Raw genomic sequence first — 24,635 nt, forward strand, 5'->3', positions numbered from 1 at the left:
TCGTACTCTGGAATCGCCCATGTCCGCCACTTTCGACCCTGATCATCTGCGTGCCGGCCTGCGGCCTTTGGCCGAGTGGCAGCCGCTGTCCGTGGAGGCGCTGGCGTACCAGCGGTTCTACGGTCTGGATTTTCCGGGGCGTCAGTTGCGCAGTGGCCTGGGGCGTTTCGAGGTGGACGGTTATGAGCTGGTCAGCCAGCTCTGGTGGCCGGAGCGTTCGAAGGCGACGCTGTTTGTGTTCCACGGTTTCTACGATCACACCGGGCTCTATCGGCATGTGATCGAGTGGGCCCTGGACCAAGGTTTTGCGGTGATTGCCTGCGACTTGCCGGGGCACGGTCTGTCCAGCGGCGAGCGCGCGAGCATCAAGGATTTCGCCGAGTATCAGGACACGCTGCAAGGGCTGTTCGCCGAGGCACAATCACTCGATCTGCCGCAGCCGTGGCACCTGTGCGGGCAGAGTACCGGTGGTGCAATCGTGATCGACCATGTGCTCAACGAAGGTACGAGCAGCCCGGCCCAAGGCCAGGTGATCCTGTTGTCGCCGCTGGTGAGGCCGCGCGCCTGGGGCTGGTCGCAGCTCAGTTATTACCTGCTCAAGCCGTTCGTCAAAGCCATCGCCCGACGCTTCAGCGAGAACTCCAACGACCCGGACTTCCTGCCGTTCCTGCAAGCCGATCCGTTGCAGCCGCTGCGCTTGCCGACGGCCTGGGTCGGTGCGCTGGCGCGGTGGATCAAGCGTATCGAGGCCGCGCCGGGCAGCACGCGGCAGCCGCTGATCGTGCAAGGGCAGGCGGACATGACGGTGGATTGGGAACACAACCTTGAGGTGTTGAAGGCCAAGTTCGATCGGCCGCAAGTGTTGATGTTGCCTGAGGCGCGGCATCATTTGGCGAATGAGACAGTGGCGTTGCGCGGGGAGTATTTCGGGTTTTTGAGCAAGCGGATCAAGGGGCGGAATTTGTAGCGGTCGTTATGGCCCCTTCGCGAGCAAGCCCGCTCCCACAGTGATTGGGGTGAGCCCACCATTTTGTGATCAATACAAAACACTGTGGGAGCGGGCTTGCTCGCGAAGAGGCCCTTGCAGGCGCCGAAATTACTGGCTGAGGTTCGAAGGGTTTTGCCCCACCGCCAACCCCGCCCGAATCGCCGCCAGGGCCGCCTGGTAATAAGCCTTGCCTTCAGCCGACTCGGCAAACGTAGCAAACTCCTCAAGCTCGTCATCCGACAGGTCGCGATAGACATACAGCAGCGTGTTGTTCAGGTCGCTGCCGATCTGCTCCATCAAGCGCTGACGCTGACCGTTCAACAGACCTTGCGCCTGACCGCCACCCAGCAGACCGGGGATCATCGAACTCAGGCTGTCGGCCGCGACGCCGGCAATCGCCAGGCTGACTTCCGCACCGGCCTCCCGCGCGGGCAAGGCCTGGGCGAGGTGACCGATGATCAGCGTGCGGCTGTCGCTGGCCTCAATCTTCGGCAGGCCTTTGGCGTTCTTCGCCAACTGATCACGACGGGTCGCCAGCAACTCGGCGGCCACGATCTTCTTGCCCAGCGGCGATTGGAAGAAGGTCAATGCAGGTTTCGGATCAGCGAGGGTTTTGCGCAATTGCGCTTCGGCGCGTTGGTCCACGGCCTGCGGGGCAAAGCGCTGATTGCTGTTGTTCACCAGCGCCTGAAACACGGCGGGCGGCAGGCTGTTCTGGTAACGCTGCTGAGCGGCTGAGAGGGCATCGCTGAAATGCGCGCGTTGTTCTGGCCAGCCGGCGACCTTGTACAACTGGTCGTGGCCGTCTGCCCAGGCGGGCAAAACGCAGAACATCAGCAGTGAAAAAAGCAAACGGCGCATAGGGACTCCTGTCAGCAGGCGACTATTCTCCGTGTGGCATACAGACTTGTCGAGAATTCGTATCAAGCCGCTGTGCGGCTCTGTCGGATTTTCGGGCACAGGCATACTATGCGCGACATGCAAATATCCTCTGATCACCCGCTGCTGTTACGTATCGTCGACGACCTGGCTGAATGCGGCTGGTCGCAGCAGAATATTTTCCTGCCTTTGGGTCTGACCCAAGAACTGGCGGCTGAGTGCCGTAAACGTGCCGCCGAGGGTGAACTGGCCCCGGCCGCCGTGGGCCGCGGGCCGGCTTCGGAAGTGCGTGAAGGGGTTCGCGGCGACCACATCCAGTGGATCGAGCCTGGCCAGGCCTTGGCCTGCGACAGCTATCTCCAGCTGATGGACAGCCTGCGCGAAGCGATAAATCGCAGTTTGTTCCTGGGCCTGGAAGATTTCGAAAGCCACTTTGCGATGTACCCGCCCGGTGCGTTCTACCTCAAGCATGTCGACCGCTTCCGCGACGACGACCGACGCACGGTTTCGGCGGTGGTCTACCTCAACGACGGCTGGTTGCCGGCGCACGGCGGTCAGTTGCGCATGTACCTGAAGGATGGCGTCGAACACGATGTGGTGCCTACCGGCGGATGCCTGGTGGTGTTCCTGTCGGGCGAGGTGCCCCACGAAGTCCTGCCCGCGACCCGCGATCGCCTGTCATTGACCGGCTGGTTCCGGCGCCGTGGCAACGAGCCGTTCTGATCATGCAGAAAATTCTGGTAAGCCGCTGTCTGCTCGGCCACCGCGTGCGATACGACGGCGGGGCCAGCGGGCCGTTCGATCAGCTTCAGCAGTGGCTCGACGAAGGTCGCGTCGTGCCGCTGTGCCCGGAGGTCGCCGGCGGGTTGCCGACGCCACGGGCGGCGGCTGAGATTCCAGGCGGGCAGGGTGGTGACGTGCTGGAGGGTCAGGCGGCGGTGATTACCACCGAAGGCGAGGATGTCAGTGCCGAGTTTCTTTCGGGGGCTTATCAGGCGTTGGAGTTGGTGCAAAAGCACGGCATCCGCATCGCCGTGCTCAAGGCGAACAGTCCGTCTTGTGGAAATCTGCTGACTTATGACGGGACGTTCAGTGGTGTGAAGGTCAGCGGCGAAGGCGTCACTGCAGCGTTGCTCAAACGCCATGGTGTGCAAGTCTTCAGCGAGCTGGAACTGGCCGAAGCCACGGTAGCTCTGTCAGCCTTGATCTAATGATCAATACAAAAACCTGTGGGAGCGGGCTTGCCCGCGATGAGGTTGTCACATCCAACATTGATGTTGACTGACAGGCTGCCATCGCGGGCAAGCCCGCTCCCACAGGGTTATTCGTCAGCCTGAGATCAGGGTTTGGGCGCCACGCTCGCATCCGCGCCAAACCATTTTTTCTCCAGCGCCTCCATCCGCCCATCCGCCTTGATCCGCTGCAACGCGTTTTCCAGGCTGACATGAAACGCCGGGTTACCCTTCTGAAACGGAATCGCCAGGCTCACAGCCGGGGCGGCTTTCGGCTGTTCTTCCATCAGCGACTGCACCAGCAGGATTGAGCGCGGTTGCTCTTCTTTCTGCGCGATCAATTGCGCATCGGCCTGAATGTAAGGTTCGCTGAAGTCGAAACGATCCTTGAGTTCCGGGGTCACTGCTATGTGGTTGATGGCGATGTCGTACTTGCCGCTTTCGACGCCGGTCAACAGATCGCTGGAATCGGTGACGACGAAGTCGGCCCGCACATCCAGCTCATTGGCCAGCAGTTGACCCAACTCGACTTCGAAGCCACTGAGTTGGCCGTCGTCCTTGAAATTGAAGGGCGGAGTATTAGCCTCAAGGGCAATGCGCAATTCGCCACGGTCGTTCACATCGTCAATCAGTTCGGCATGAGCCAAAGGGCTCAGAAGGGGTAGCAGGCAGATCAGGCCAGGCAGAAAGCGCATGGTCACTCCTTTGAATACATTTATCGCGATGCGCTGGTTCAGGCTCGCTTTGCTATGGTTATCGAGAGCCTTCGACAACGGATGGCCATTAAGTTGTCATGGCCGCGCGGATTTTATGAAAAAACTGGAGAAAAGAATGAAAATCTTTATGTCTCGTGCCGCGTTGGCTGGCCTGCTGATGGGCGTTTCGGTGCTGGCCAGTGCGGCTACGCCGGCACCCGAGGGTGCTGAAGTGTCCATCGTTTCTCCTAAAGACGGTGCGACGGTCCCGCAGACTGTCGTCGTCAAGTTCGCTGTCGAGAACATTGCGCTGGCGCCGGCGGGCGATCTCACCAAGAACACAGGCCACCATCACTTGCTGATTGATGTCGACGAACTGCCGGCGGCCGGTACGACGATTCCGAACGATGCCAACCACCTGCACTTCGGCAAGGCGCAGACTCAGGCTGAAGTGAAGCTGACGCCGGGCAAGCACACGTTGCAGTTGGAGCTTGGCGACAAGGGCCACATACCGTTCGATCCGCCGATCGTGTCGAAGAAGATCACCGTCAACGTTAAGTAACGATAGTAGCGCCCATGAAAAAGGAGACCCGAAGGTCTCCTTTTTTTGTCGCTCAAGTCGCTATCAGAACAACACGCGGCTACGGATGGTGCCGTTGACGTGTTGCAGCTTCTGTTGCGCCAGTTCCGAGTACTCGGCGTCTACGTCGATTACCACGTAGCCGACTTTCTCGTTGGTCTGCAGGAACTGACCGGAGATGTTGATGCCGTTTTCGGCGAAGACCTTGTTGATCTCGCTCATCACACCCGGAATGTTCTCGTGGATGTGCAGCAGACGGTGCTTGCCAGGGTGAGCCGGCAGGGCCACTTCCGGGAAGTTCACGGACGATACCGAAGTACCGTTGTCGCTGTACTTGACCAGTTTTTCCGCTACTTCCAGACCGATGTTGGCTTGCGCCTCGGCGGTGGAACCACCGATGTGCGGGGTCAGGATCACGTTGTCCAGGCCACGCAGCGGGCTTTCGAACTCTTCGTCGTTGGAGCGTGGCTCCACCGGGAACACGTCGATGGCCGCGCCGATCAGGTGCTTGTCCTTGATCGCGTCCGCCAGGGCGTCCAGTTCGACCACGGTGCCGCGAGCGGCGTTGATCAGGATGCCGCCCTTCTTGATGGCGCGGATTTCCTTCTCGCCGATCATCCACTGGGTCGCAGCGGTTTCCGGAACGTGCAGGGTGACGATGTCGGACATGCCCAGCAGCTCGTGCAGGTTGCCGACCTGGGTCGCATTGCCCAGTGGCAGCTTGGTCACGGTGTCGTAGAAGTACACCTGCATGCCCAGGCCTTCAGCCAGAACCGACAGTTGCGTACCGATCGAGCCGTAACCGACGATGCCCAGCTTCTTGCCGCGGATTTCGAAGGAGTTGGCCGCGCTCTTGATCCAGCCGCCACGGTGGCAGGAAGCGTTCTTCTCAGGGATGCCGCGCAGCAACAGGATCGCTTCGGCCAGCACCAGCTCGGCAACGGAGCGAGTGTTGGAGTACGGAGCGTTGAACACGGCGATGCCGCGTTCGCGGGCAGCGTTCAGGTCAACCTGGTTGGTGCCGATGCAGAAACAACCTACAGCAACAAGCTTCTTCGCGTGATCGAAGATCTCTTCGGTCAGTTGGGTGCGCGAACGAATGCCGATGAAGTGAGCATCAGCGATCTTTTCCTTCAGCTGGGCTTCCGGCAGAGAACCAGTGAGGTACTCAATGCTGGTGTAGCCCGCCGACTTGAGGACGTCGACAGCCGATTGGTGGACGCCTTCGAGAAGAAGGAACTTGATCTTGCTCTTATCGAGAGAAGTCTTGCTCATCTGCGTAAACCTGTATCCCGGAGAAAAATGGCAGGAAATAGCCAGCAGACGCTGACCCGGACGGCAGGAAAGCCGTCGCCGCAGAATTGCCTTTCGGCACTATGCTGCGGGGTCGGTATGCTAGCATATGCACCCCGCTAAACACTCATTCCTGCGACGTGAAGCGTTCTCAGGATGACCATGAATTGTTCGAGAGTTCTGTCGATGACCAACCCTGCCCTGATTGATGAGCTGAAGACCCTGGTTGAGCCTGGCAAGGTGCTGACCGATGCCGACTCCCTGAATGCTTACGGTAAGGATTGGACCAAGCATTTCGCCCCGGCCCCAACGGCCATCGTGTTTCCCAAGACCACCGAACAGGTCCAGGCCATCGTCCTTTGGGCCAATAAACACAAGGTGGCGCTGGTGCCGTCCGGCGGGCGTACCGGGTTGTCCGCCGCTGCGGTGGCCGCCAATGGCGAAGTCGTTGTGTCCTTCGACTACATGAACCAGATCCTCGACGTGAACCTCACCGACCGCACCGCCGTTTGTCAGCCGGGCGTGGTGACCGAGCATTTGCAGAACGTCGCCGAAGAAAAAGGCCTGTACTACCCGGTGGACTTCGCTTCCGCAGGTTCGAGCCAGATTGGCGGCAATATCGGCACCAATGCCGGCGGGATCAAGGTGATTCGCTACGGCATGACCCGTAACTGGGTTGCTGGCATGAAAGTAGTCACCGGCAAGGGCGACGTGCTGGAACTGAACCGTGACCTGATCAAGAACGCCACCGGCTACGACCTGCGTCAGCTGTTCATCGGCGCTGAAGGCACCCTCGGTTTTGTGGTTGAAGCGACCATGCGTCTGGACCGTGCCCCGAAGAACCTCACCGCGATGGTCCTCGGCACCACCGATTTCGACTCGATCATGCCGGTGTTGCACGCCTTCCAGAGCAAGCTCGATCTGACCGCGTTCGAATTCTTCTCCGACAAGGCCCTGGCCAAGGTCATGGGTCGCGGTGACGTGCCGGCGCCGTTTGAAACCGACTGCCCGTTCTACGCGCTGCTGGAATTCGAAGCGACCACCGAAGAAGTGGCCAACCACGCCCTGGAAACCTTCGAGCACTGCGTCGAGCAGGGCTGGGTGCTGGACGGCGTGATGAGCCAAAGCGAAACCCAGCTGCAGAACCTGTGGAAGCTGCGCGAATACATCTCCGAAACCATCTCCCACTGGACGCCGTACAAGAACGACATTTCGGTCACCGTGTCGAAAGTTCCGGCGTTCCTGAAGGAAATCGACGCGATCGTCGGCGAACACTATCCGGATTTTGAAATCGTCTGGTTCGGCCACATCGGCGACGGCAACCTGCACTTGAACATCCTCAAGCCGGATAACCTGAGCAAGGATGAGTTCTTCGCCAAGTGCGCGACCGTGAACAAGTGGGTGTTCGAAACCGTCGAGAAGTACAACGGCTCGATTTCCGCCGAGCACGGCGTGGGCATGACCAAGCGTGATTACTTGACCTACAGCAGATCAAAGGTTGAGATCGAGTACATGAAAGCCGTCAAAGCGGTGTTCGACCCGAACGGCATCATGAACCCGGGCAAGATTTTCGCTGTTTGAATCAACGAAGCAGGAGGCGGTAATGAGCTATCAGCACCAGTATGTCGACGGTACGCGTATTCACTTCCCGCTGGGGAAAGTGGTGTGCATCGGCCGTAACTACGCCGAACACGCCAAGGAACTGGACAACCCGGTGCCAACGGAGCCCCTGCTGTTCATCAAGCCAGGCAGTTGCGTGGTGCCGCTGGAAGGCGGTTTCAGCATTCCGACCGAGCGCGGTTCGGTGCATTACGAAGCGGAAATCGCGGTGTTGATCGGCAAGCCTTTGTCGACCAGGCCGAGTCGTGAAGAAGTGCTCGATGCCATTTCAGGTTTCGCCCCGGCCCTGGACCTGACCTTGCGCGACAAGCAGGCCGAGCTGAAGTCCAAAGGACTGCCATGGGAAATCGCCAAGTCCTTCGACGGTGCGGCAGTGATTGCTCCGTTCGTGTCCGGCAGCACCTTTGCTGACCTGACCGACATCGGCATTCGCCTGACCATCAACGGCGAAGTGCGCCAGGATGGCAACAGCAGCGCGATGCTCAACCCGATCGTGCCGATGATCCAGCACATGGCCGGTTGCTTCTCGCTGCAGGCCGGTGACGTGATCCTCACGGGCACACCGGTTGGCGTTGGTCCGTTGAATGTCGGTGATGAACTGGTTCTGGAATTGCCGGGCGCGAGCAGCTTCACCAGCAGCGTTTTGTAAAAAAGCAAAAGATCGCAGCCTTCGGCAGCTCCTACACCGCTCTCCGTAGGAGCTGCCGGAGGCTGCGATCTTTTGATCCTTGCTGCCGATGCAGGGCAATCCCGCCATTTCCCGTTTTTTTCACATCTTGTCTGGATAATTCCGGGGCTTCTGGCGTCTGAGCCGGTCCCAATTGTGCTATTACCCTTAGCCTGAATTTCTGGAACGCATCCCCCGATGGCCATCCAATCGCTGCCCACGCTTAAAACTGCCCGTCGCCCGCGCTTTTTCATGCGTTGGTATGCCTGGCTATTGCTGGCCGTGGCTGCCGCGTATGGCCTTGCGTTCGCGATGCACTGGGATGATCGCGGCGTGCTCTGGGTGCGGGAGCGTTTCGAAAGCCCGGCCGAACGCCAGGAAAGTATCTGGCTCCCGGACTACCGGGCCGTGATCGATGCCAAGCCATTGCCGGGGATGGAAAAGGACGAAGCGTCCGACCTGGCCTACAACCCTCAAACCAAAACCCTGTTCTCGGTCATGGGCAAGAACCCGTTCCTGGTCGAGCTGACCCTGCAGGGCGATGTGCTGCGCAAAATGCCGCTGGTGGGCTGGAGCAACCCGGAAGCGGTGACGGTCATGGGCAACGGTGTGCTGGCCATCGTCGATGAGCGCGAGCACTCGCTGACCATCGTCAAGGTCGACGCGGATACCCGCGAGCTGAATATCGCCAATTTCCCGAAGTACGACCTCGGTCCGTCGAAAGACCAGAACAAGGCGTTCGAATCGGTCGTTTGGGATGCGCACAACCAGCAAATGCTGCTGGGGGAAGAACGTCCTCCGGCGCTGTTCACCTGGAAAAGCGCCGACGGTCAGACGCTCACCGGCGACAAGCAGAAGCTCGCCAATGACCAACTGGACATCCGCAACCTGTCGGCCCTGGCCATTGACCCGCGCACCCGGCACACGCTGGCGTTGTCTGCCGATTCCCATCTGTTGCTGGAACTGGACGAGAAGGGCGAGCAGGTCAGTTTCATGACCTTGCTGGGCGGCTTCAATGGTTTGAAGAAGACCATTCCTCGTGCCGAAGGCGTGACCCTGGACGACGCGGGCACGCTCTATATGGTGAGCGAACCGAACCTGTTCTATCGTTTCGAAAAGCAGCACTGATTCGCGATCTTGTAGGAAGCGCGACGCTCAGTTGTAGGACCAGCTCAACGGCCTTTAAGCTTCAATTCAGACTGCCGTGGTATTTCATCCGCCCGTCCTGTTTCCGAGCTTGCCTGAATGCGCCGACTTGCCCGCCCCAAACCCCTGCTGCTGATCCTTTTGGTGATTGCGCTGATCGTGCTGGTTGCGATCGGCCAACACCTGCGGCTGTTCGAGCGCGCCTGGTTCAATCTGCACACGCTTTGGCAACCGGAGAGCGAACAGTCCATCGGCCTGAGTCACTATCAGGTCACGGTCGAGGGTCGGGTCATCGAAGGGCTGGATGACGATGTATCGGCGCTGACCTTCGATCCGGTGCGCAAGAGCCTGTTCACCGTCACCAACAAAAACTCCGAACTCATCGAGCTGTCGCTGGAAGGTCAGATCATTCGGCGTGTCGCGCTGCTCGGTTTCGGTGATCCAGAGGCGGTGGAGTTCATCAGTGCCGACACCTACGTGATCACGGACGAGCGCCAGCAACGGCTGATCAAGATTCATCTGGAAAAGGACACCACGTTCCTCGATGCGGCGGATGCCGAGCAGATGACGCTGGGCGTGCACATGAGCGGCAACAAGGGCTTTGAAGGCCTGGCCTACGATTCGGTGGGCAAGCGCCTGTTTGTCGCCAAGGAGCGCGACCCGATGCTGATCTACGAAGTGCGGGGTTTTCCTCATTACAACTCCGAGAAATCCTACTCGGTGCACGTGGTCAACAACCCCAAGCGCGATGCCGGGCTGTTTGTTCGAGACCTGTCGAGCCTGCTATACGACGAGCGCAGCGGTCATTTGCTGGCGCTGTCCGACGAATCGCGACTGATTCTGGAGCTGGATGTGGACGGGCGACCACTGAGCACCCTGTCACTGAGCAAGGGGCGTCAGGGCCTGCAGAAGGCGGTGCCACAAGCGGAGGGAATCGCGATGGATGACGACGGTACGATGTACCTGGTGAGCGAGCCGAACCTGTTTTACGTCTTCAAAAAACCAGCGCAAAACTAACAAACACCGCAAAACAAATGTGGGAGCGGGCTTGCTCGCGAAGGCGGTGTGTCAGTTGATGAAGTATCTACTGACACACCGCCTTCGCGAGCAAGCCCGCTCCCACATTTGTTTTGCAGTGTTCCTGGGCTTATTGGGCGCGCAGGGTTTTCACGCCTTCGCTGGTCCCCAGCAACAGCAAATCCGCAGGACGCGCCGCAAACAAGCCGTTGGTCACCACGCCGACGATCGCATTGATCTGCGACTCCAGCTCCACCGGGTTGGTGATCTGCATGTTGAACACATCCAGAATGATGTTGCCGTTGTCGGTCAGCACGCCTTCACGGTAAACCGGGTCGCCGCCGAGCTTCACCAGTTCGCGGGCCACGTGGCTGCGGGCCATCGGGATCACTTCCACCGGCAGCGGGAATGCGCCGAGGACCGGCACCAGTTTGCTGGCGTCGGCGATGCAGATGAAGGTCTTGGCCACGGCCGCGACGATTTTCTCGCGGGTCAGGGCTGCGCCGCCGCCCTTGATCAGGTTCAGGTGCTCGTCGCTTTCGTCGGCGCCGTCGACGTAGAACTCCAGGTCGCTGACAGTGTTCAGCTCATACACCGGAATGCCGTGGCCCTTGAGGCGCGCGGCGGTGGCTTCGGAGCTGGCGACGGCGCCGTCGAACGCGCCTTTGTGCTGGGCCAGGGCGTCGATGAAGCAGTTGGCGGTGGAGCCGGTGCCGACCCCGACGATGCTCTTGTCGTCGAGTTTCGGGAGGATGAAGTCGACGGCGGCCTGGGCCACTGCCTGTTTGAGTTGATCCTGGGTCATGCGGGCTCCGAAAGCGGGCAAGGGGAGAACGGAAGGCCGGCATTATAGGCTTCGGGGCAGGGAAGGTCATTGCCCGATTGGCCGATTGGCTAATGGGGTGGTGGGATGCGGTCACTGTGGCGAGGGAGCTTGCTCCCGCTCGGCTGCGCAGCAGTCGCAAAACCTGCTTGCCCGGTATGTCTGGAAGAATGCAGGGGACCGCTTCGCGCTCCAGCGGGAGCAAGCTCCCTCGCCACAGGGTATGTGCCTGGCCTTGAAGCCACCTGTTTAGTGTGGTCGCCCGCCCGAAAGCCGGGTTAGACTCCATGGCCCTGCCCAACCCGCTCAGTGATGCTTTCCGATGCTCGAACAGTACGTCAAAAAGATCCTCACCTCGCGCGTTTATGACGTTGCCGTAGAAACCCCATTGCAGGCTGCCCGCCAGCTCTCCGAGCGGCTGGGCAACAGTATTTTGCTCAAACGCGAAGACTTGCAGCCGGTGTTCTCGTTCAAGATTCGCGGTGCCTACAACAAGCTGACCCAGCTGAGCGATGAAGAGCGCGCTCGTGGCGTAGTGACCGCTTCGGCGGGCAACCATGCGCAGGGCCTGGCCCTGGCGGCGAAAGTGCTGGGCGTGAAAGCCACCATCGTCATGCCCAAGACCACTCCCGAGATCAAAGTCGAAGGCGTGCGTTCACGCGGCGGCAAAGTGGTGCTGCACGGGGATTCGTTCCCGGAAGCCCTGGCCTACTCGCTGAAACTGGTCGACGAAAAAGGCTATGTCTACATTCACCCGTACGACGATCCCCACACCATTGCCGGGCAGGGCACGGTGGCCATGGAGATTCTGCGCCAGCACCCTGGGCGTCTGGATGCGATCTTCGTTCCGGTGGGCGGCGGCGGGCTGATCGCCGGTATTGCGGCGTACGTGAAATACCTGCGCCCGGAAATCAAGATCATCGGCGTCGAGCCAGACGATTCCAACTGCCTGCAAGCCGCCATGGCCGCCGGCGAGCGCGTGGTGCTGCCGACCGTGGGCCTCTTCGCCGACGGCGTCGCGGTCGCTCAGATCGGACAGCACACTTTCGACATCTGCAAAGACTATGTCGATGAAGTGATCACGGTCAGCACCGACGAGATTTGCGCGGCTATCAAGGATATCTACGACGATACCCGCTCGATCACTGAACCTGCCGGCGCCTTGGGCGTGGCCGGGATCAAGAAGTACGTCGAGCAGCACGCCGTCACTGGCCACACCTTCGTCGCCATCGATTCCGGTGCCAACGTCAACTTCGACCGCCTGCGCCACGTCGCCGAACGCGCCGAGCTGGGCGAGGGCCGTGAAGCCATCATCGCCGTGACCATCCCCGAAAAGCCGGGCAGCTTCAAGGCGTTCTGCGAAGCCATCGGCAAGCGTCAGATCACCGAATTCAATTACCGCTACAACACCGGCAGCGAAGCGCACATCTTCGTCGGCGTGCAAACGCATCCGGAAAACGATCCGCGCAGCGCGCTGCTTGCCAGCCTGACCGAGCAGGGTTTCCCGGTGCTGGACCTCACCGACAATGAACTGGCCAAGTTGCACATCCGGCACATGGTCGGTGGCCGCGCGGCGCAGGTCGTTGATGAAGTGGTTCTGCGCTTTGAATTTCCGGAGCGGCCGGGCGCGCTGTTCAACTTCCTCAGCAAGCTTGGCGGCCGCTGGAACATTTCGATGTTCCACTACCGAAACCACGGCGCGGCGGACGGTCGTGTGGTCGCAGGGCTGCAAGTGCCTCACGAGGAACGTCATCTGGTGCCCGCGGCGCTGGAAGAAATCGGCTACCCGTACTGGGATGAAAGCGACAACCCGGCCTATCAACTGTTTCTTGGCTGAGCGGCTACGCTGATGGGCAGGTCATAAGGAAATCGAACAATGGAAACGTTAACTGCCCTGAAAGTAGCGCACATGGTGGCGACGGTGGTGTTGCTGGTGTGTGCGCTGGGCCTGGGGATCTGGGTCTGGCGGACGCGGCGTAATGGCGACGCAACGGCGGGCAGCCGAACGTTGCAACGGCCTCGCGTGTTCATTTGGCTGTTGATGGGGCTGGCGTTACTGAGCATGCCGTTCACCGGCTGGTGGATGGTGCATCTGGTGGGTTGGCCGTTGGGGCAGGCGTGGTTGCTGGCGTCCAGCGTGCTTTACACCGTGGCGGCGTTGGCGTGGTTCTGGTTGCTGGTGCGGCTCAATAAATTGCGCAAGATGCCGGGTGGCGTGGGCAAGTTTACCTTTGCTTTAGCGTTGTTCAGTTTCGCCTGCTTTGTTGCTATTGCGGGGTTGATGGGTGCGAAGCCGGTTTAAGGCTTGAGACCGAGTCGGCCCCTTCGCGAGCAAGCCCGCTCCCACACTAGATCTTCAGCGAACACAGATTTTGTGTACGACGCAGATCAAATGTGGGAGCGGGCTTGCTCGCGAAGGCGTCATCAGTCGCGCAGGCTAATCACCGGCCAACCGCGCTTCTCGGCCTCGGCCCGCAAATTCGGATCCGGATCAACCGCCACCGGATTCGCCACCTGCTCCAGCAATGGGAAATCATTCATCGAGTCGCTGTAGAAGTAACTGTCTTCCAGCGAATGCCCGGTCTCTTCCAGCCAGCGACTCAGCCGCGTCACCTTGCCTTCACGGAAGCACGGGATGTCGGTGCTGCGCCCGGTGTAACGGCCATCAACCATCTCGCACTCGGTGGCGATCAGGGTTTCGACGCCCAGTCGCTCGGCAATCGGCCCGGTCACAAAACGGTTCGTCGCGGTAATGATGACCAACTTGTCACCTGCTTCACGATGCTTGGCCAACAGGGCCATGGCCTTCGGGAGCACGATCGGCTCGATGCAGTCGCGCATGTAGTCCAGATGCCATTGATCCAGCGTGGCCATTTCGGTGCGGCCGAGGACTTCCAGGCAAAAGTTCAGGTAGGCGGCGTTATCCAGCTTGCCGGCCAGGTAATCCTGGTAAAACTCGTCGTTGCGTGTTTTGTAGGCGACGGCGTCGAGGAAGCCGCGTTCGCACAGGTAATCGCCCCAGGCGTGGTCACTGTCGCCGCCCAGAAGGGTGTTGTCCAAGTCGAATAAAGCCAGCCGCATTGCAGTTACTCGCTGAAAAGTCTGTAGAAAGGCGTCCAGAATACGGACTTTTCACAAGAGTGCACATAAGGTAGGCCGGCTCGTTGCTGCCTTCACAACCTTTGTGGAACAATGCGTCGACATGCGTTTGCGAGGTTGTTGCCGTGATCGACCCCGATGGTTTCCGCCCCAATGTCGGGATCATTCTCACGAATGATGCCGGACAGGTGCTATGGGCTCGCCGTATCAATCAAGATGCCTGGCAATTTCCGCAGGGTGGTATCAACCCCCAGGAGACGCCGGAAGACGCCTTGTACCGCGAGTTGAACGAAGAAGTGGGTCTTGAGCGCGAAGATGTTGAAATTCTCGCCTGCACCCGGGGCTGGTTGCGCTATCGTTTGCCGCAACGTCTGGTCCGTACCCACAGCCAACCGCTGTGCATCGGCCAGAAACAGAAATGGTTTCTCCTGCGCCTGATCTCCAACGAGCAGCGGGTGCGGATGGATTTGACCGGTAAACCGGAATTCGATGGCTGGCGCTGGGTCAGTTATTGGTATCCGTTGGGCCAGGTGGTGACATTCAAGCGCGAGGTGTATCGACGCGCTCTCAAAGAGCTTGCCCCGCGCCTTTTAGCGCGCGACTGACGACGGAGTTCGACCCCGAGCCATGCTCAATACGCTGCGCAAGATCGTCCAGGAAGTTAACTCCGCCAAGGATCTCAAGGCGGCGTTGGGGATTATTGTGTTGCGCGTCAAAGAGGCCATGGGCAGCCAGGTCTGCTCGGTCTACCTGCTTGACCCCGAGACCAACCGCTTCGTGCTGATGGCGACCGAGGGCTTGAACAAGCGCTCGATCGGCAAGGTCAGCATGGCGCCCAACGAAGGTCTGGTCGGCCTGGTCGGCACGCGTGAAGAACCCCTGAACCTCGAAAACGCCGCGGATCACCCGCGCTACCGCTACTTCGCCGAGACCGGTGAAGAACGCTACGCCTCATTCCTCGGGGCGCCGATCATTCACCACCGCCGCGTCGTCGGCGTGTTGGTCATTCAGCAAAAAGAACGTCGGCAGTTCGACGAAGGTGAAGAAGCCTTCCTCGTGACCATGAGCGCGCAGCTCGCCGGCGTTATCGCCCACGCCGAGGCCACCGGTTCGATCCGGGGTCTGGGCCGTCAGGGCAAAGGGATTCAGGAAGCCAAGTTCGTCGGCGTGCCCGGCTCACCGGGTGCGGCGGTCGGTACGGCGGTGGTCATGTTGCCACCGGCCGATCTGGACGTGGTGCCGGACAAGACCATCGCCGACATCGAGGCCGAACTCGGGCTGTTCAAGACTGCCATCGAAGGCGTGCGCGCAGACATGCGTGCGTTGTCGGCCAAATTGGCCACGCAGTTGCGCCCGGAAGAGCGGGCCTTGTTCGACGTCTACTTGATGATGCTCGCCGACGAGGCGCTGGGCAGCGAAGTGACCACCATCATCAAGACCGGTCAGTGGGCCCAGGGCGCGCTGCGTCAGGTGGTCACCGATCACGTCAACCGTTTCGAATTGATGGACGACGCCTACCTGCGTGAGCGCGCCTCGGACGTCAAGGACCTCGGTCGGCGCTTGCTGGCTTATCTGCAGGAAGAGCGTCAGCAGACCCTGGTTTATCCCGACAACACCATTCTGATCAGCGAAGAACTGACGCCAGCGATGCTCGGCGAGGTGCCGGAAGGCAAGCTGGCCGGTCTGGTGTCGGTACTGGGTTCGGGCAACTCCCACGTGGCTATCCTCGCGCGCGCCATGGGCATCCCGACGGTGATGGGCCTGGTCGACCTGCCGTATTCCAAGGTCGACGGCATCCAGATGATCGTCGACGGCTACCACGGTGAGGTCTACACCAACCCGAGCGACGTGCTGCGCAAGCAGTTCGCCGAACTGGTCGAGGAAGAGAAGCAACTGGCCCTCGGGCTGGATGCGCTGCGCGACTTGCCGTGCGTGACCCTCGATGGCCACCGCATGCCGCTGTGGGTCAACACCGGCCTGCTGGCGGACGTGGCGCGGGCGCAGAAGCGCGGCGCCGAGGGTGTCGGTCTGTACCGCACCGAAGTGCCGTTCATGATCAACCAGAGGTTCCCGAGCGAAAAGGAGCAGTTGGCGATCTACCGTGAGCAACTCGCCGCGTTCCACCCGCAACCGGTCACCATGCGCAGCCTGGACATCGGCGGTGACAAGTCGCTGTCGTACTTCCCGATCAAGGAAGACAACCCGTTCCTCGGCTGGCGCGGCATTCGTGTCACCCTCGACCACCCGGAAATCTTCCTGGTGCAGACCCGCGCGATGCTCAAGGCAAGCGAAGGCCTGAACAACCTGCGGATTCTGCTGCCGATGATCTCCGGCACCCATGAACTGGAAGAAGCCTTGCACCTGATTCACCGGGCCTGGGGCGAAGTCCGCGACGAAGGCACCGACGTGCCGATGCCGCCGATTGGCGTGATGATCGAGATTCCGGCGGCGGTGTACCAGACCAAGGAACTGGCGCGGCAAGTGGACTTCCTGTCGGTCGGCTCCAACGACCTGACCCAGTACCTGTTGGCCGTGGACCGGAACAACCCGCGAGTGGCCGACCTCTACGACTACCTGCACCCGGCGGTACTGCAAGCGTTGCAGAACGTCGTGCGTGACGCCCATGCCGAAGGCAAACCCGTAAGCATCTGCGGCGAAATGGCCGGTGACCCGGCGGCGGCGGTGCTGTTGATGGCGATGGGTTTCGACAGCCTGTCGATGAACGCCACCAACCTGCCGAAGGTGAAGTGGATGTTGCGGCAGATCAACCTGAGCAAGGCCAAGGATCTGCTCGCCGAACTGATGACCATCGACAATCCGCAGGTTATCCACAGCTCGCTGCAATTGGCGCTGAAGAACCTTGGGTTGGCGCGGATGATTAATCCAGCGGCGATCAAACCCCACTAAAACACTGATGGCCCTTGTGGCGAGGGAGCTTGCTCCCGCTCGGCTGCGCAGCAGTCGCAAAATGGCCAATGAAGTTTTTCTGAAAAAACACATTGGCCAGATTGGGAGCGCTTCGCACTGGAGCGCCAGCCCGGTCCAGCGGGAGCAAGCTCCCTCGCCACAATTTATTGCCAGACTGTCAGATCGTTATCTCCACCTCCCCCAAATGCCCGCCATACGGCCCGAAACTCCGCTCAACCAGATGCCGCGTCCCATCGGCATGAACAATCAACGCCGTACTCGCCCGGGTCCCGTAACTCTGGCTGGCAATAAACACACTCGACAACAATGTCTCGGTCGCCAAACCCACCCCGGTATCCGGCAGCTCTGCAAACGGAGCCGTCTGCGCATCACTCAGCAACGCCAATAGCGCCTCAGGCTGTGGGTCCTCCAGAACGGCCTCCAACGCCGCCCGTGCCTTGAGCAACTTTGGCCACGGCGTATCCAGCCCCGCATTCGATAACCCGTAAACCCCCGACTGCAACATCACCGCCTCAGTCGCCCGTGCGCTGTAATGCCACAACTCATTGGCATTGCCGATCAGCAGGTTAAACCCGGCATATTCCAGCGAACGTCCGACAACATCGTCCAAGTAATCATCAATTGGCATTTCGCCATTGAGAAATCGCGCGACCAGTTCACCCCGGGATTTTCGGGCGGGCGGTTGGTGGGGGTCGCGGATATTGGTCAGCGCCGCGAACCGCCCGTTGGCACCGACACCGAGCCAGGTGCCGCCGGCCTCCAGGTCGCGACCGGCGTAGACCTGCGGTGCTTCGGGCCACTGCGCCAGGGGCAGGCTGGGCCGCGCGTAGAATTCGTCGCGGTTGGCCGCCACGATCAGCGGTTGGGCATGACCCGGTCGCCAGGCAAAAACAATCAGGCACATAAGGTGGTCCTTGTGTGTTTTTTGCCCACTCTACGCAGTCATCGTACGGGTATCCATCGCCATCCAGTGGAGCCCGGGGCCATGCATCCGTTACCATGCCGCTCGGTTTTGGGGTTGGGTGGGGGAACAGCGTGGAATTTCTGCTCTATCTGGCGCTCGGAGCCTGTGCCGGAGTGCTGGCCGGGCTGTTCGGCGTGGGCGGCGGGCTCATCATCGTCCCGGTGCTGGTGTTCAGTTTCTCCCTGCAGGGCTTCGATGCGTCGATCCTGACTCACCTGGCGGTCGGCACTTCTCTGGCGACGATCATCTTCACCTCGGTCAACGCGGTGCGCGAGCACCATTGCCGCGGCGCCGTGCGTTGGCCGATTTTTGCCTGGATGACTGTCGGCATTCTGCTCGGTGCCGGTTTCGGTGCGCTGACCGCCGAAGCGATCTCCGGGCCCAATCTGCAGAAGATTATCGGCGTATTTGCCCTGGTCATCGCCGGGCAGCTTATGCTGGACGTCAAACCCAAGGCCAGCCGAACGGTGCCGGGGAAAGTCGGTCTGACCCTTGCCGGCAGTGTGATTGGCTGGGCCTCGGCGATTTTCGGGATTGGCGGCGGTTCGCTGACCGTGCCGTTCCTGACCTGGCGCAGCGTGCCGATGCAGCAAGCCGTGGCGACCTCATCGGCCTGCGGTTTGCCGATCGCTTTGGCCAGTGCATTAAGTTTCATGATTCTGGGGTGGCACGATCCGTTGCTGCCGGCCCATAGTCTCGGTTTTATTTATTTGCCGGCGCTGCTGGGGATCGCCCTGACCAGCATGGTTTTCGCCCGCCTCGGTGCGCGACTGGCCCACAGGCTGTCGCCGAATTTGCTGAAAAGACTGTTCGCCGCTTTGCTGTTCTGCGTGGGTTTGAATTTTCTGATCTGATGCACAGCACAATCCTGGCTTAATCCTGAGGTGGCAGCGTCGCCCGGGAATTTTGAAAGTTTCAACTCTAACGAGGAGTCGCAATGCTGCCTTACCCGCAGATCGACCCGGTGGCCCTGGCCATCGGTCCGCTGAAAATCCACTGGTACGGTCTGATGTACCTGATCGGTATCGGCGGTGCGTGGCTGCTGGCGTCGCGCCGGCTCAACCGTTTTGACCCGACCTGGAGCAAAGAGAAACTCTCCGACATGGTCTTCTGGATGTCGATGGGCGTTATCGTCGGCGGTCGCCTGGGCTATGTGCTGTTCTACGATCTGAATGCTTATCTGGCCAACCCGACACTGATTTTCGAAGTGTGGAAGGGTGGCATGTCGTTCCACGGCGGCTTCATCGGCGTGATGCTGGCGGCGTTGTGGTTTGGTAAAAAGCACAACAAGTCGTTCTTCCAACTGATGGACTTCGTCGCGCCGATGGTGCCGATCGGCCTGGGTGCCGGGCGTATCGGCAACTTCATCAACGCCGAATTGTGGGGCAAGGCGACTGACGTGTCGTGGGCGATGATCTTCCCGACCGACCCGGCGCAACTGGCGCGTCACCCGTCGCAGCTGTATCAGTTCGCACTCGAAGGCGTGGCGCTGTTCGCTATCCTATGGCTGTTCTCGCGCAAGCCGCGGCCAACCATGGCGGTGTCCGGGATGTTCGCGCTGTTCTATGGCATCTTCCGTTTCATCGTCGAATTCGTCCGCGTACCGGACGCGCAACTGGGCTATCTGGCCTGGAACTGGCTGACCATGGGCCAAGTGCTCTGCGTGCCGATGATCGTCGGCGGTCTGTTGCTGATCTGGCTGGCGTATCACCGCGCTCCGGCGGCTCCAGCGGCGGCCGTATAAATTCGAACCCCGGGGCTTTGGTCCCGGGTTCAAGGACACAGGTAACTCATGAAGCAATATCTCGAGCTGGTCGCCCACGTCATCAAGAACGGCACCAAGCAAGCCAATCGCACTGGCGTGAACACCATCAGTTTTCCCGGCGCGATGCTGCGTTATGACCTGCAGGAAGGTTTTCCGGCGATCACCACCCGCAAGATGGCCTTCAAATCGGCCATCGGCGAAATGTGCGGTTTCCTGCGTGGGGTGAACAACGCCGCCGAATTCCGTGCGCTGGGCTGCAAGGTCTGGGACCAGAACGCCAACGAAAACGCGCAATGGCTGGCCAACCCGTTCCGTCAGGGCGAAGACGACCTCGGCGAGATCTACGGCGTGCAATGGCGCAAATGGCCGGCGTACAAGCAGATCCCGGTCAGCAACACAGCCGCCATCGAGCAGACGTTGAGCCAGGGCTACCGTCAGATCGCCGAAGGCGAAGAAGACGGCCAGGCTTACGTGGTTCTGTACAAGGCGATCGACCAGATTCGCCAGTGCGTCGACACCATCATCAAGGACCCGGGCAGCCGCCGCATCCTGTTCCACGGCTGGAACGTCGCCCAGCTCGATGAAATGGCCCTGCCGCCGTGCCACTTGCTGTACCAGTTCCACCCGAATGTCGAGACCAAAGAGATTTCCCTGACCCTCTACATCCGCTCCAATGATTTGGGCCTGGGCACGCCGTTCAACCTCACCGAAGGCGCCGCGCTGCTGAGCCTGATCGGTCGCCTGACCGGTTATACGCCGCGCTGGTTCACCTATTTCATCGGCGATGCGCACGTCTACGAAAACCACCTGGACATGCTGAATGAACAGCTCAAGCGCGAGCCGTTCCCGATGCCGAAACTGGTGATCAGCGATCGTGTGCCGGAGTTTGCCAAGACCGGTGTTTATCAGCCGGAATGGCTGGAGTTGATTGAACCGAGTGATTTTTCGCTGGAAGGCTACGAGCACCATGCACCGATGACCGCGCCGATGGCGGTTTAAGCCTCACCGCGATCCCAATGTAGGAGCTGCCGAAGGCTGCGATCTTTTGACCTTGCCTTTCAAAGATCAAAAGATCGCAGCCTTCGGCAGCTCCTACAGGGTTTTGTGGTGATATTAATGGCCGTGACTACGGCCAACATGTGAATGCTCAACCTCCGTCGCCACAACCCCGCCGCTCACTTCCAGCCGCTGCAAAATCCCGCATTGATCGATATCCGGCCCTTCGCCACAGCGTTGGCGCAGGTCGAGCAGTTGTGTCTGTAACGCCAGCAACCCGTCGATCCGCGCTTTCACGTGATGGATGTGTTCATCGATCAGCGCATTCACGCTTTCACACTGATCCTGCGGACTGTCGCGCAGAGCCAGCAGGCTGCGGATTTCCTCGAGCGTCATGTCGAGGGTGCGGCAGTTGCGGATGAAGGTCAGGCGTTCGGCGTGAGCCTGGGTGTAGACGCGGTAGTTGCCATCGCTGCGGGCCGGCTCCGGCAGCAGATTTTCGCGTTCGTAATAGCGGATGGTTTCCACGGCGCAGTCGGTGAGTTTCGCCAGTTCTCCGATCTTCATGACGGCCATCTCCAAATGGGTGCTTGACCCTATAGTGGCTACAGGGTCTTTACTTGGCAACAGGCACCTTCACGGACGCAACCAATGAGCGATTCCCAGCACACCCACAAACCCGAAACCGATTGCTGCAGCAAACTGACGCCTGTGCCTCAGCCTGTACACAGCCATCATGGCGATTCCTGCTGTTCGTCGAAAGCTGCAGCACCTGCGCTGATCCAGTTGACCGAAACGCCCACCGCCAACGCGCGGTTGAGCAGTTTCCGCATCGACGCGATGGACTGCCCGACCGAGCAGACGCTGATCCAGAACAAACTCGGCAAGCTCGCGGGTGTGCAGCAGCTGGAATTCAACCTGATCAACCGCGTGTTGGGCGTCACCCACGACCTGCCGAGTACTGCGCCGATCATCGACGCGATCAAGTCCCTCGGCATGCAGGCCGAACCTCTGGAGCAGGGCGTCGAAGCGCCAGCTCCCGCGCCCGAGAAAAAGCCGTGGTGGCCATTGGCGCTGTCCGGCGTGACTGCGCTCGCCGCCGAAGTGATCCACTTCACCAACGCTGCGCCTAACTGGGTCGTAGCGATCATCGCGTTGATCTCAATCCTCAGCGGCGGCCTCAGCACCTATAAGAAGGGCTGGATTGCCCTGAAAAACCTTAACCTGAACATCAACGCGCTGATGAGCATCGCGGTGACCGGCGCGATCCTGATCGGGCAGTGGCCGGAAGCGGCGATGGTGATGTTCCTGTTCACCGTGGCTGAATTAATCGAAGCCAAGTCCCTGGACCGCGCGCGCAACGCCATCAGCGGCTTGATGCAGATGACCCCGGAGCAGGCCACGGTGCTGCAGGCCGACGGCAGCTGGATTTTGCAGGACGTCAAAACCATCGAGTTGGGTGCGCGGGTACGAGTGCGACCCGGCGAGCGGATTGGCCTGGACGGTGAAGTCGTGTCGGGCAGTTCGACCATCGATCAGGCGCCGATCACCGGCGAAAGCATGCCGATAGAGAAAAGCGTCGGCGACAAGGTCTTCGCCGGGACCATCAATCAGGCCGGTTCTCTTGAATACACCGTAACCGCCGCCGCCAACAATTCGACCTTGGCGCGGATCATCCACGCCGTCGAACAGGCGCAAGGCGCACGGGCGCCGACTCAGCGTTTCGTTGACCAGTTTTCGAAAATCTACACCCCCGCCGTGTTCATCTTTGCCCTCGCGGTGGCGGTGATTCCGCCGCTGTTCATGGGCGCGCTCTGGTTCGACTGGATCTATCGCGCGCTGGTGTTGCTGGTGGTCGCGTGCCCCTGCGCATTGGTGATTTCCACCCCGGTGACCATCGTCAGCGGCCTCGCGGCGGCGGCGCGCAAAGGGATTCTGGTCAAGGGCGGCGTCTATCTGGAAGGTGGTTACAAACTCGACTACCTGGCGTTGGACAAGACCGGCACGATCACTCACGGCAAGCCGGTGCAGACCGATTATCTGTCGCTTGATCCCACGGCCGAAGCCTCGGCGCCGGCGATAGCGGCAGCGTTGGCCGGACGCTCGGACCACCCGGTGTCGCTGGCCATCGCCAACGCCGCTGTGGATAAACCCTTTGCGCCGCTCGTTGTGGATAACTTCGAAGCCCTGGCCGGTCGCGGTGTGCGCGGTGACATCAACGGTCAGACCTACCACTTGGGCAACCACCGCTTGGTGGAAGAGCTGAAGCTGTGTTCGCCGGCACTGGAAGAAAAGCTGTTTGCGCTGGAGAAACAGGGCAAGTCCGTGGTGCTGTTGCTCGACAAATCCGGCCCATTGGCGCTGTTCGCCGTGGCCGATACGGTCAAGGAATCCAGCCGCGAGGCGATCCAGCAACTGCACGATCTGGGCATCAAAACCCTGATGCTCACCGGCGACAACGTCCACACCGCTCAGGCGATTGCCGCACAGGTTGGCATCGACGAGGCCAAAGGCGATCTGCTGCCGACCGACAAACTGCAAGCCATCGAAGCACTTTATGCACAGGGCCATAGCGTCGGCATGGTCGGTGACGGCATCAACGACGCACCGGCACTGGCGCGGGCAGAAATCGGTTTTGCGATGGCCGCCGCCGGCACCGATACCGCCATCGAGACCGCGGATGTCGCCCTGATGGACGACGATCTGCGCAAGATCCCCGCGTTCATTCGCCTGTCGCGGCAAACCTCGAGCATCCTCAAGCAGAACATCGCGCTCGCTTTGGTCATCAAGGCTATCTTTCTTGGGGTAACCTTCGCCGGAATCGCCACCATGTGGATGGCGGTGTTCGCCGACATGGGCGTGAGCCTGTTGGTGGTGTTCAACGGTTTGCGCCTGTTGCGCAAATAATCGATGAGGAGCGGGTGTGCTGAGTGCCGAGCTGAAGGCGTTTTACATGGTGGCCCGCCTGGGCAGCATTACCCTGGCGGCGAAAAAGCTCGGCCTGAGCCAGCCCACCGTGACCACGCAGATCCGCAACCTGGAAAACCAGTACTCGGTCGAGTTGTTCTACCGTGGCGGCCGCCGCCTCAGCGTCAGCGACGAAGGCGCGCGGTTGCTGCCGATGGTCAAGGCGCTGTTGCAGCAGGAAGCCGACATCGAGTTTTTCCTGCGCAACAGCGGCCAGGTCCACGGCACGCTGCGCATCGCCGCCACGGCGCCGTATTACATCCTCGATCTAGTGAAGACCTTTCGCGAGCGCTTGCCGCAGGTAGAAGTGTCGGTGGAAATCGGCAACTCGCAGCAGGTGCTGGAAGCCTTGGAGGATTTCCGGGTCGATGTCGCCGCTTCCTCGCAACTGCTCGACGACGCGCGACTGATTCGGCGGGTGCTCGGCAGCGATCCGCTGGTGTTGGCGGTGCATCGCAATCATCCGTTGGCGGCGCACGATCATGTGCCGCTCAGCGCATTGGCCGGGCATACGTTGTTGATGCGCGAGTCAGGCTCGACCACTCGGCGGTTGACCGAAGAATTGCTGGCCAGCGTCGGGGTGAGTTTCGGGCCGTTGCTGGAGATTGGCAGCCGAGAGTCGATTCGCGAGGCGGTGCTGCGCAACATCGGGATCAGCATCATTGCCCGGCAGGAAGTGCCGCATGATCCGCAACTTCGGGTGTTGACCATCGAGAATGCACCGCAGATTCCCGAGTATCTGTATTGCCTCAAAGAGAGAAAGAGCGCTCGGTTGCCAGCGGCGTTTCTCGGGTTGGCGCAGGAAATGGCGCCGGCCTGAAAGATCAAAAGATCGCAGCCTTCGGCAGCTCCTACAGGGGGAATGCGTTCGGCGTAGGAGCTGCCGAAGGCTGCGATCTTTTTGGGCTCAACCAAAATCCCTGAATACCACTATCAGCCGTTTTTGCCTCACTGCCACATGACGGACGCATTACAG

General features: G+C 60.4%; 24 protein-coding genes. 17 read left to right on the plus strand and 7 right to left on the minus strand.

Features of this window, described 5'->3' with window-relative positions:
• Positions 1 to 19: 19 nt before the first annotated feature.
• Positions 20 to 967 carry a phospholipase BipL gene (bipL, locus tag ACYZTL_RS17010; protein WP_461952755.1) on the plus strand — a complete coding sequence of 316 codons (948 nt, stop codon included), beginning with the start codon at positions 20 to 22 and terminating at the stop codon, positions 965 to 967.
• A 129-nt stretch (positions 968 to 1,096) separates the two neighbouring features.
• Here bipL and ACYZTL_RS17015 read toward each other — a convergent pair whose 3' ends face one another.
• Entirely contained in the window at positions 1,097 to 1,849 is a 753-nt protein-coding gene (locus ACYZTL_RS17015; RefSeq protein WP_461952756.1) for a DUF2059 domain-containing protein, read from the minus strand.
• Positions 1,850 to 1,957: 108 nt separating this feature from the next.
• On the opposite strand from ACYZTL_RS17015, the gene ACYZTL_RS17020 reads away from it, so the two are divergent.
• Both ACYZTL_RS17020 and ACYZTL_RS17025 read left to right on the plus strand, forming a co-directional pair.
• Complete coding sequence (locus tag ACYZTL_RS17020) at positions 1,958 to 2,590, plus strand: 2OG-Fe(II) oxygenase (RefSeq protein ID WP_461952757.1); 633 nt, start codon at positions 1,958 to 1,960, stop codon at positions 2,588 to 2,590.
• Positions 2,591 to 2,592: 2 nt separating this feature from the next.
• On the plus strand, positions 2,593 to 3,078 hold the full coding sequence (locus ACYZTL_RS17025) for a 2-thiouracil desulfurase family protein (RefSeq protein WP_461952758.1): 486 nt from the start codon (positions 2,593 to 2,595) through the stop codon (positions 3,076 to 3,078).
• 128 nt (positions 3,079 to 3,206) lie between these two features.
• Here the strand turns inward: ACYZTL_RS17025 and ACYZTL_RS17030 are convergent, their stop codons facing one another.
• On the minus strand, positions 3,207 to 3,794 hold the full coding sequence (locus ACYZTL_RS17030) for a transporter substrate-binding domain-containing protein (RefSeq protein WP_461952759.1): 588 nt from the start codon (positions 3,792 to 3,794) through the stop codon (positions 3,207 to 3,209).
• A 136-nt stretch (positions 3,795 to 3,930) separates the two neighbouring features.
• Here ACYZTL_RS17030 and ACYZTL_RS17035 point away from each other — a divergent pair, with 136 nt between their 5' ends.
• On the plus strand, positions 3,931 to 4,356 hold the full coding sequence (locus tag ACYZTL_RS17035; protein WP_461952760.1) for a DUF4399 domain-containing protein: 426 nt from the start codon (positions 3,931 to 3,933) through the stop codon (positions 4,354 to 4,356).
• Positions 4,357 to 4,419: 63 nt separating this feature from the next.
• Here the strand turns inward: ACYZTL_RS17035 and serA are convergent, their stop codons facing one another.
• Positions 4,420 to 5,649: a phosphoglycerate dehydrogenase gene (serA, locus tag ACYZTL_RS17040; RefSeq protein WP_461952761.1), complete on the minus strand. Its 1,230-nt coding sequence runs from the start codon at positions 5,647 to 5,649 to the stop codon at positions 4,420 to 4,422.
• Positions 5,650 to 5,853: 204 nt separating this feature from the next.
• Between serA and ACYZTL_RS17045 the strand changes: the two genes are divergently transcribed.
• From ACYZTL_RS17045 to ACYZTL_RS17060, 4 genes are all read left to right on the plus strand, one after another.
• A complete protein-coding gene (locus ACYZTL_RS17045; protein ID WP_461952762.1) occupies positions 5,854 to 7,248 on the plus strand; it encodes an FAD-binding oxidoreductase in 1,395 nt (464 codons plus the stop codon).
• Between the two features lie 22 nt (positions 7,249 to 7,270).
• Entirely contained in the window at positions 7,271 to 7,936 is a 666-nt protein-coding gene (locus tag ACYZTL_RS17050; RefSeq protein WP_461952763.1) for a fumarylacetoacetate hydrolase family protein, read from the plus strand.
• Between the two features lie 216 nt (positions 7,937 to 8,152).
• Positions 8,153 to 9,082: an SdiA-regulated domain-containing protein gene (locus tag ACYZTL_RS17055; RefSeq protein WP_461952764.1), complete on the plus strand. Its 930-nt coding sequence runs from the start codon at positions 8,153 to 8,155 to the stop codon at positions 9,080 to 9,082.
• A gap of 117 nt (positions 9,083 to 9,199) precedes the next feature.
• Positions 9,200 to 10,117 (plus strand): SdiA-regulated domain-containing protein, encoded by a 918-nt coding sequence (locus ACYZTL_RS17060; protein WP_461952765.1) that lies wholly within the window; start codon positions 9,200 to 9,202, stop codon positions 10,115 to 10,117.
• Between the two features lie 130 nt (positions 10,118 to 10,247).
• Here the strand turns inward: ACYZTL_RS17060 and rpiA are convergent, their stop codons facing one another.
• A complete protein-coding gene (gene rpiA, locus ACYZTL_RS17065) occupies positions 10,248 to 10,922 on the minus strand; it encodes a ribose-5-phosphate isomerase RpiA (RefSeq protein WP_017341330.1) in 675 nt (224 codons plus the stop codon).
• A 340-nt stretch (positions 10,923 to 11,262) separates the two neighbouring features.
• Here rpiA and ilvA point away from each other — a divergent pair, with 340 nt between their 5' ends.
• Positions 11,263 to 12,777, plus strand: a complete 1,515-nt coding sequence (gene ilvA, locus ACYZTL_RS17070) for a threonine ammonia-lyase, biosynthetic (RefSeq protein ID WP_461952766.1) — start codon at positions 11,263 to 11,265, stop codon at positions 12,775 to 12,777.
• 39 nt (positions 12,778 to 12,816) lie between these two features.
• Positions 12,817 to 13,242, plus strand: a complete 426-nt coding sequence (locus ACYZTL_RS17075) for a DUF2269 domain-containing protein (RefSeq protein ID WP_461952767.1) — start codon at positions 12,817 to 12,819, stop codon at positions 13,240 to 13,242.
• A 122-nt stretch (positions 13,243 to 13,364) separates the two neighbouring features.
• Here the strand turns inward: ACYZTL_RS17075 and ACYZTL_RS17080 are convergent, their stop codons facing one another.
• Positions 13,365 to 14,021 carry a histidinol-phosphatase gene (locus ACYZTL_RS17080; RefSeq protein WP_461952768.1) on the minus strand — a complete coding sequence of 219 codons (657 nt, stop codon included), beginning with the start codon at positions 14,019 to 14,021 and terminating at the stop codon, positions 13,365 to 13,367.
• Between the two features lie 143 nt (positions 14,022 to 14,164).
• Between ACYZTL_RS17080 and ACYZTL_RS17085 the strand changes: the two genes are divergently transcribed.
• Positions 14,165 to 14,644, plus strand: coding sequence for an RNA pyrophosphohydrolase (locus ACYZTL_RS17085; RefSeq protein WP_007897732.1), 480 nt, complete (start codon positions 14,165 to 14,167; stop codon positions 14,642 to 14,644).
• A gap of 22 nt (positions 14,645 to 14,666) precedes the next feature.
• Positions 14,667 to 16,946, plus strand: a complete 2,280-nt coding sequence (gene ptsP, locus ACYZTL_RS17090; RefSeq protein ID WP_461952769.1) for a phosphoenolpyruvate--protein phosphotransferase — start codon at positions 14,667 to 14,669, stop codon at positions 16,944 to 16,946.
• A 178-nt stretch (positions 16,947 to 17,124) separates the two neighbouring features.
• Here the strand turns inward: ptsP and ACYZTL_RS17095 are convergent, their stop codons facing one another.
• Positions 17,125 to 17,871: an NRDE family protein gene (locus ACYZTL_RS17095; protein WP_461952770.1), complete on the minus strand. Its 747-nt coding sequence runs from the start codon at positions 17,869 to 17,871 to the stop codon at positions 17,125 to 17,127.
• Positions 17,872 to 18,002: 131 nt separating this feature from the next.
• Here ACYZTL_RS17095 and ACYZTL_RS17100 point away from each other — a divergent pair, with 131 nt between their 5' ends.
• The 3 genes from ACYZTL_RS17100 (at position 18,003) to ACYZTL_RS17110 (ending at position 20,695) form a co-directional block, all read left to right on the plus strand.
• The gene (locus ACYZTL_RS17100) at positions 18,003 to 18,785 is read left to right on the plus strand and encodes a sulfite exporter TauE/SafE family protein (protein WP_461952771.1); all 783 of its coding nucleotides are present in this window, start codon (positions 18,003 to 18,005) and stop codon (positions 18,783 to 18,785) included.
• A gap of 83 nt (positions 18,786 to 18,868) precedes the next feature.
• Positions 18,869 to 19,675: a prolipoprotein diacylglyceryl transferase gene (lgt, locus tag ACYZTL_RS17105; protein WP_461952772.1), complete on the plus strand. Its 807-nt coding sequence runs from the start codon at positions 18,869 to 18,871 to the stop codon at positions 19,673 to 19,675.
• A gap of 48 nt (positions 19,676 to 19,723) precedes the next feature.
• A complete protein-coding gene (locus tag ACYZTL_RS17110) occupies positions 19,724 to 20,695 on the plus strand; it encodes a thymidylate synthase (protein WP_461952773.1) in 972 nt (323 codons plus the stop codon).
• Positions 20,696 to 20,809: 114 nt separating this feature from the next.
• Here the strand turns inward: ACYZTL_RS17110 and cadR are convergent, their stop codons facing one another.
• The gene (gene cadR / locus ACYZTL_RS17115; RefSeq protein ID WP_084322495.1) at positions 20,810 to 21,259 is read right to left on the minus strand and encodes a Cd(II)/Pb(II)-responsive transcriptional regulator; all 450 of its coding nucleotides are present in this window, start codon (positions 21,257 to 21,259) and stop codon (positions 20,810 to 20,812) included.
• Between the two features lie 84 nt (positions 21,260 to 21,343).
• Here cadR and ACYZTL_RS17120 point away from each other — a divergent pair, with 84 nt between their 5' ends.
• Positions 21,344 to 23,599 (plus strand): heavy metal translocating P-type ATPase, encoded by a 2,256-nt coding sequence (locus tag ACYZTL_RS17120; protein WP_461952774.1) that lies wholly within the window; start codon positions 21,344 to 21,346, stop codon positions 23,597 to 23,599.
• Between the two features lie 16 nt (positions 23,600 to 23,615).
• Complete coding sequence (locus ACYZTL_RS17125; protein ID WP_461952775.1) at positions 23,616 to 24,479, plus strand: LysR family transcriptional regulator; 864 nt, start codon at positions 23,616 to 23,618, stop codon at positions 24,477 to 24,479.
• Positions 24,480 to 24,635 lie beyond the last annotated feature (156 nt).

It is taken from the genome of Pseudomonas sp. LB3P81 (assembly GCF_054897965.1).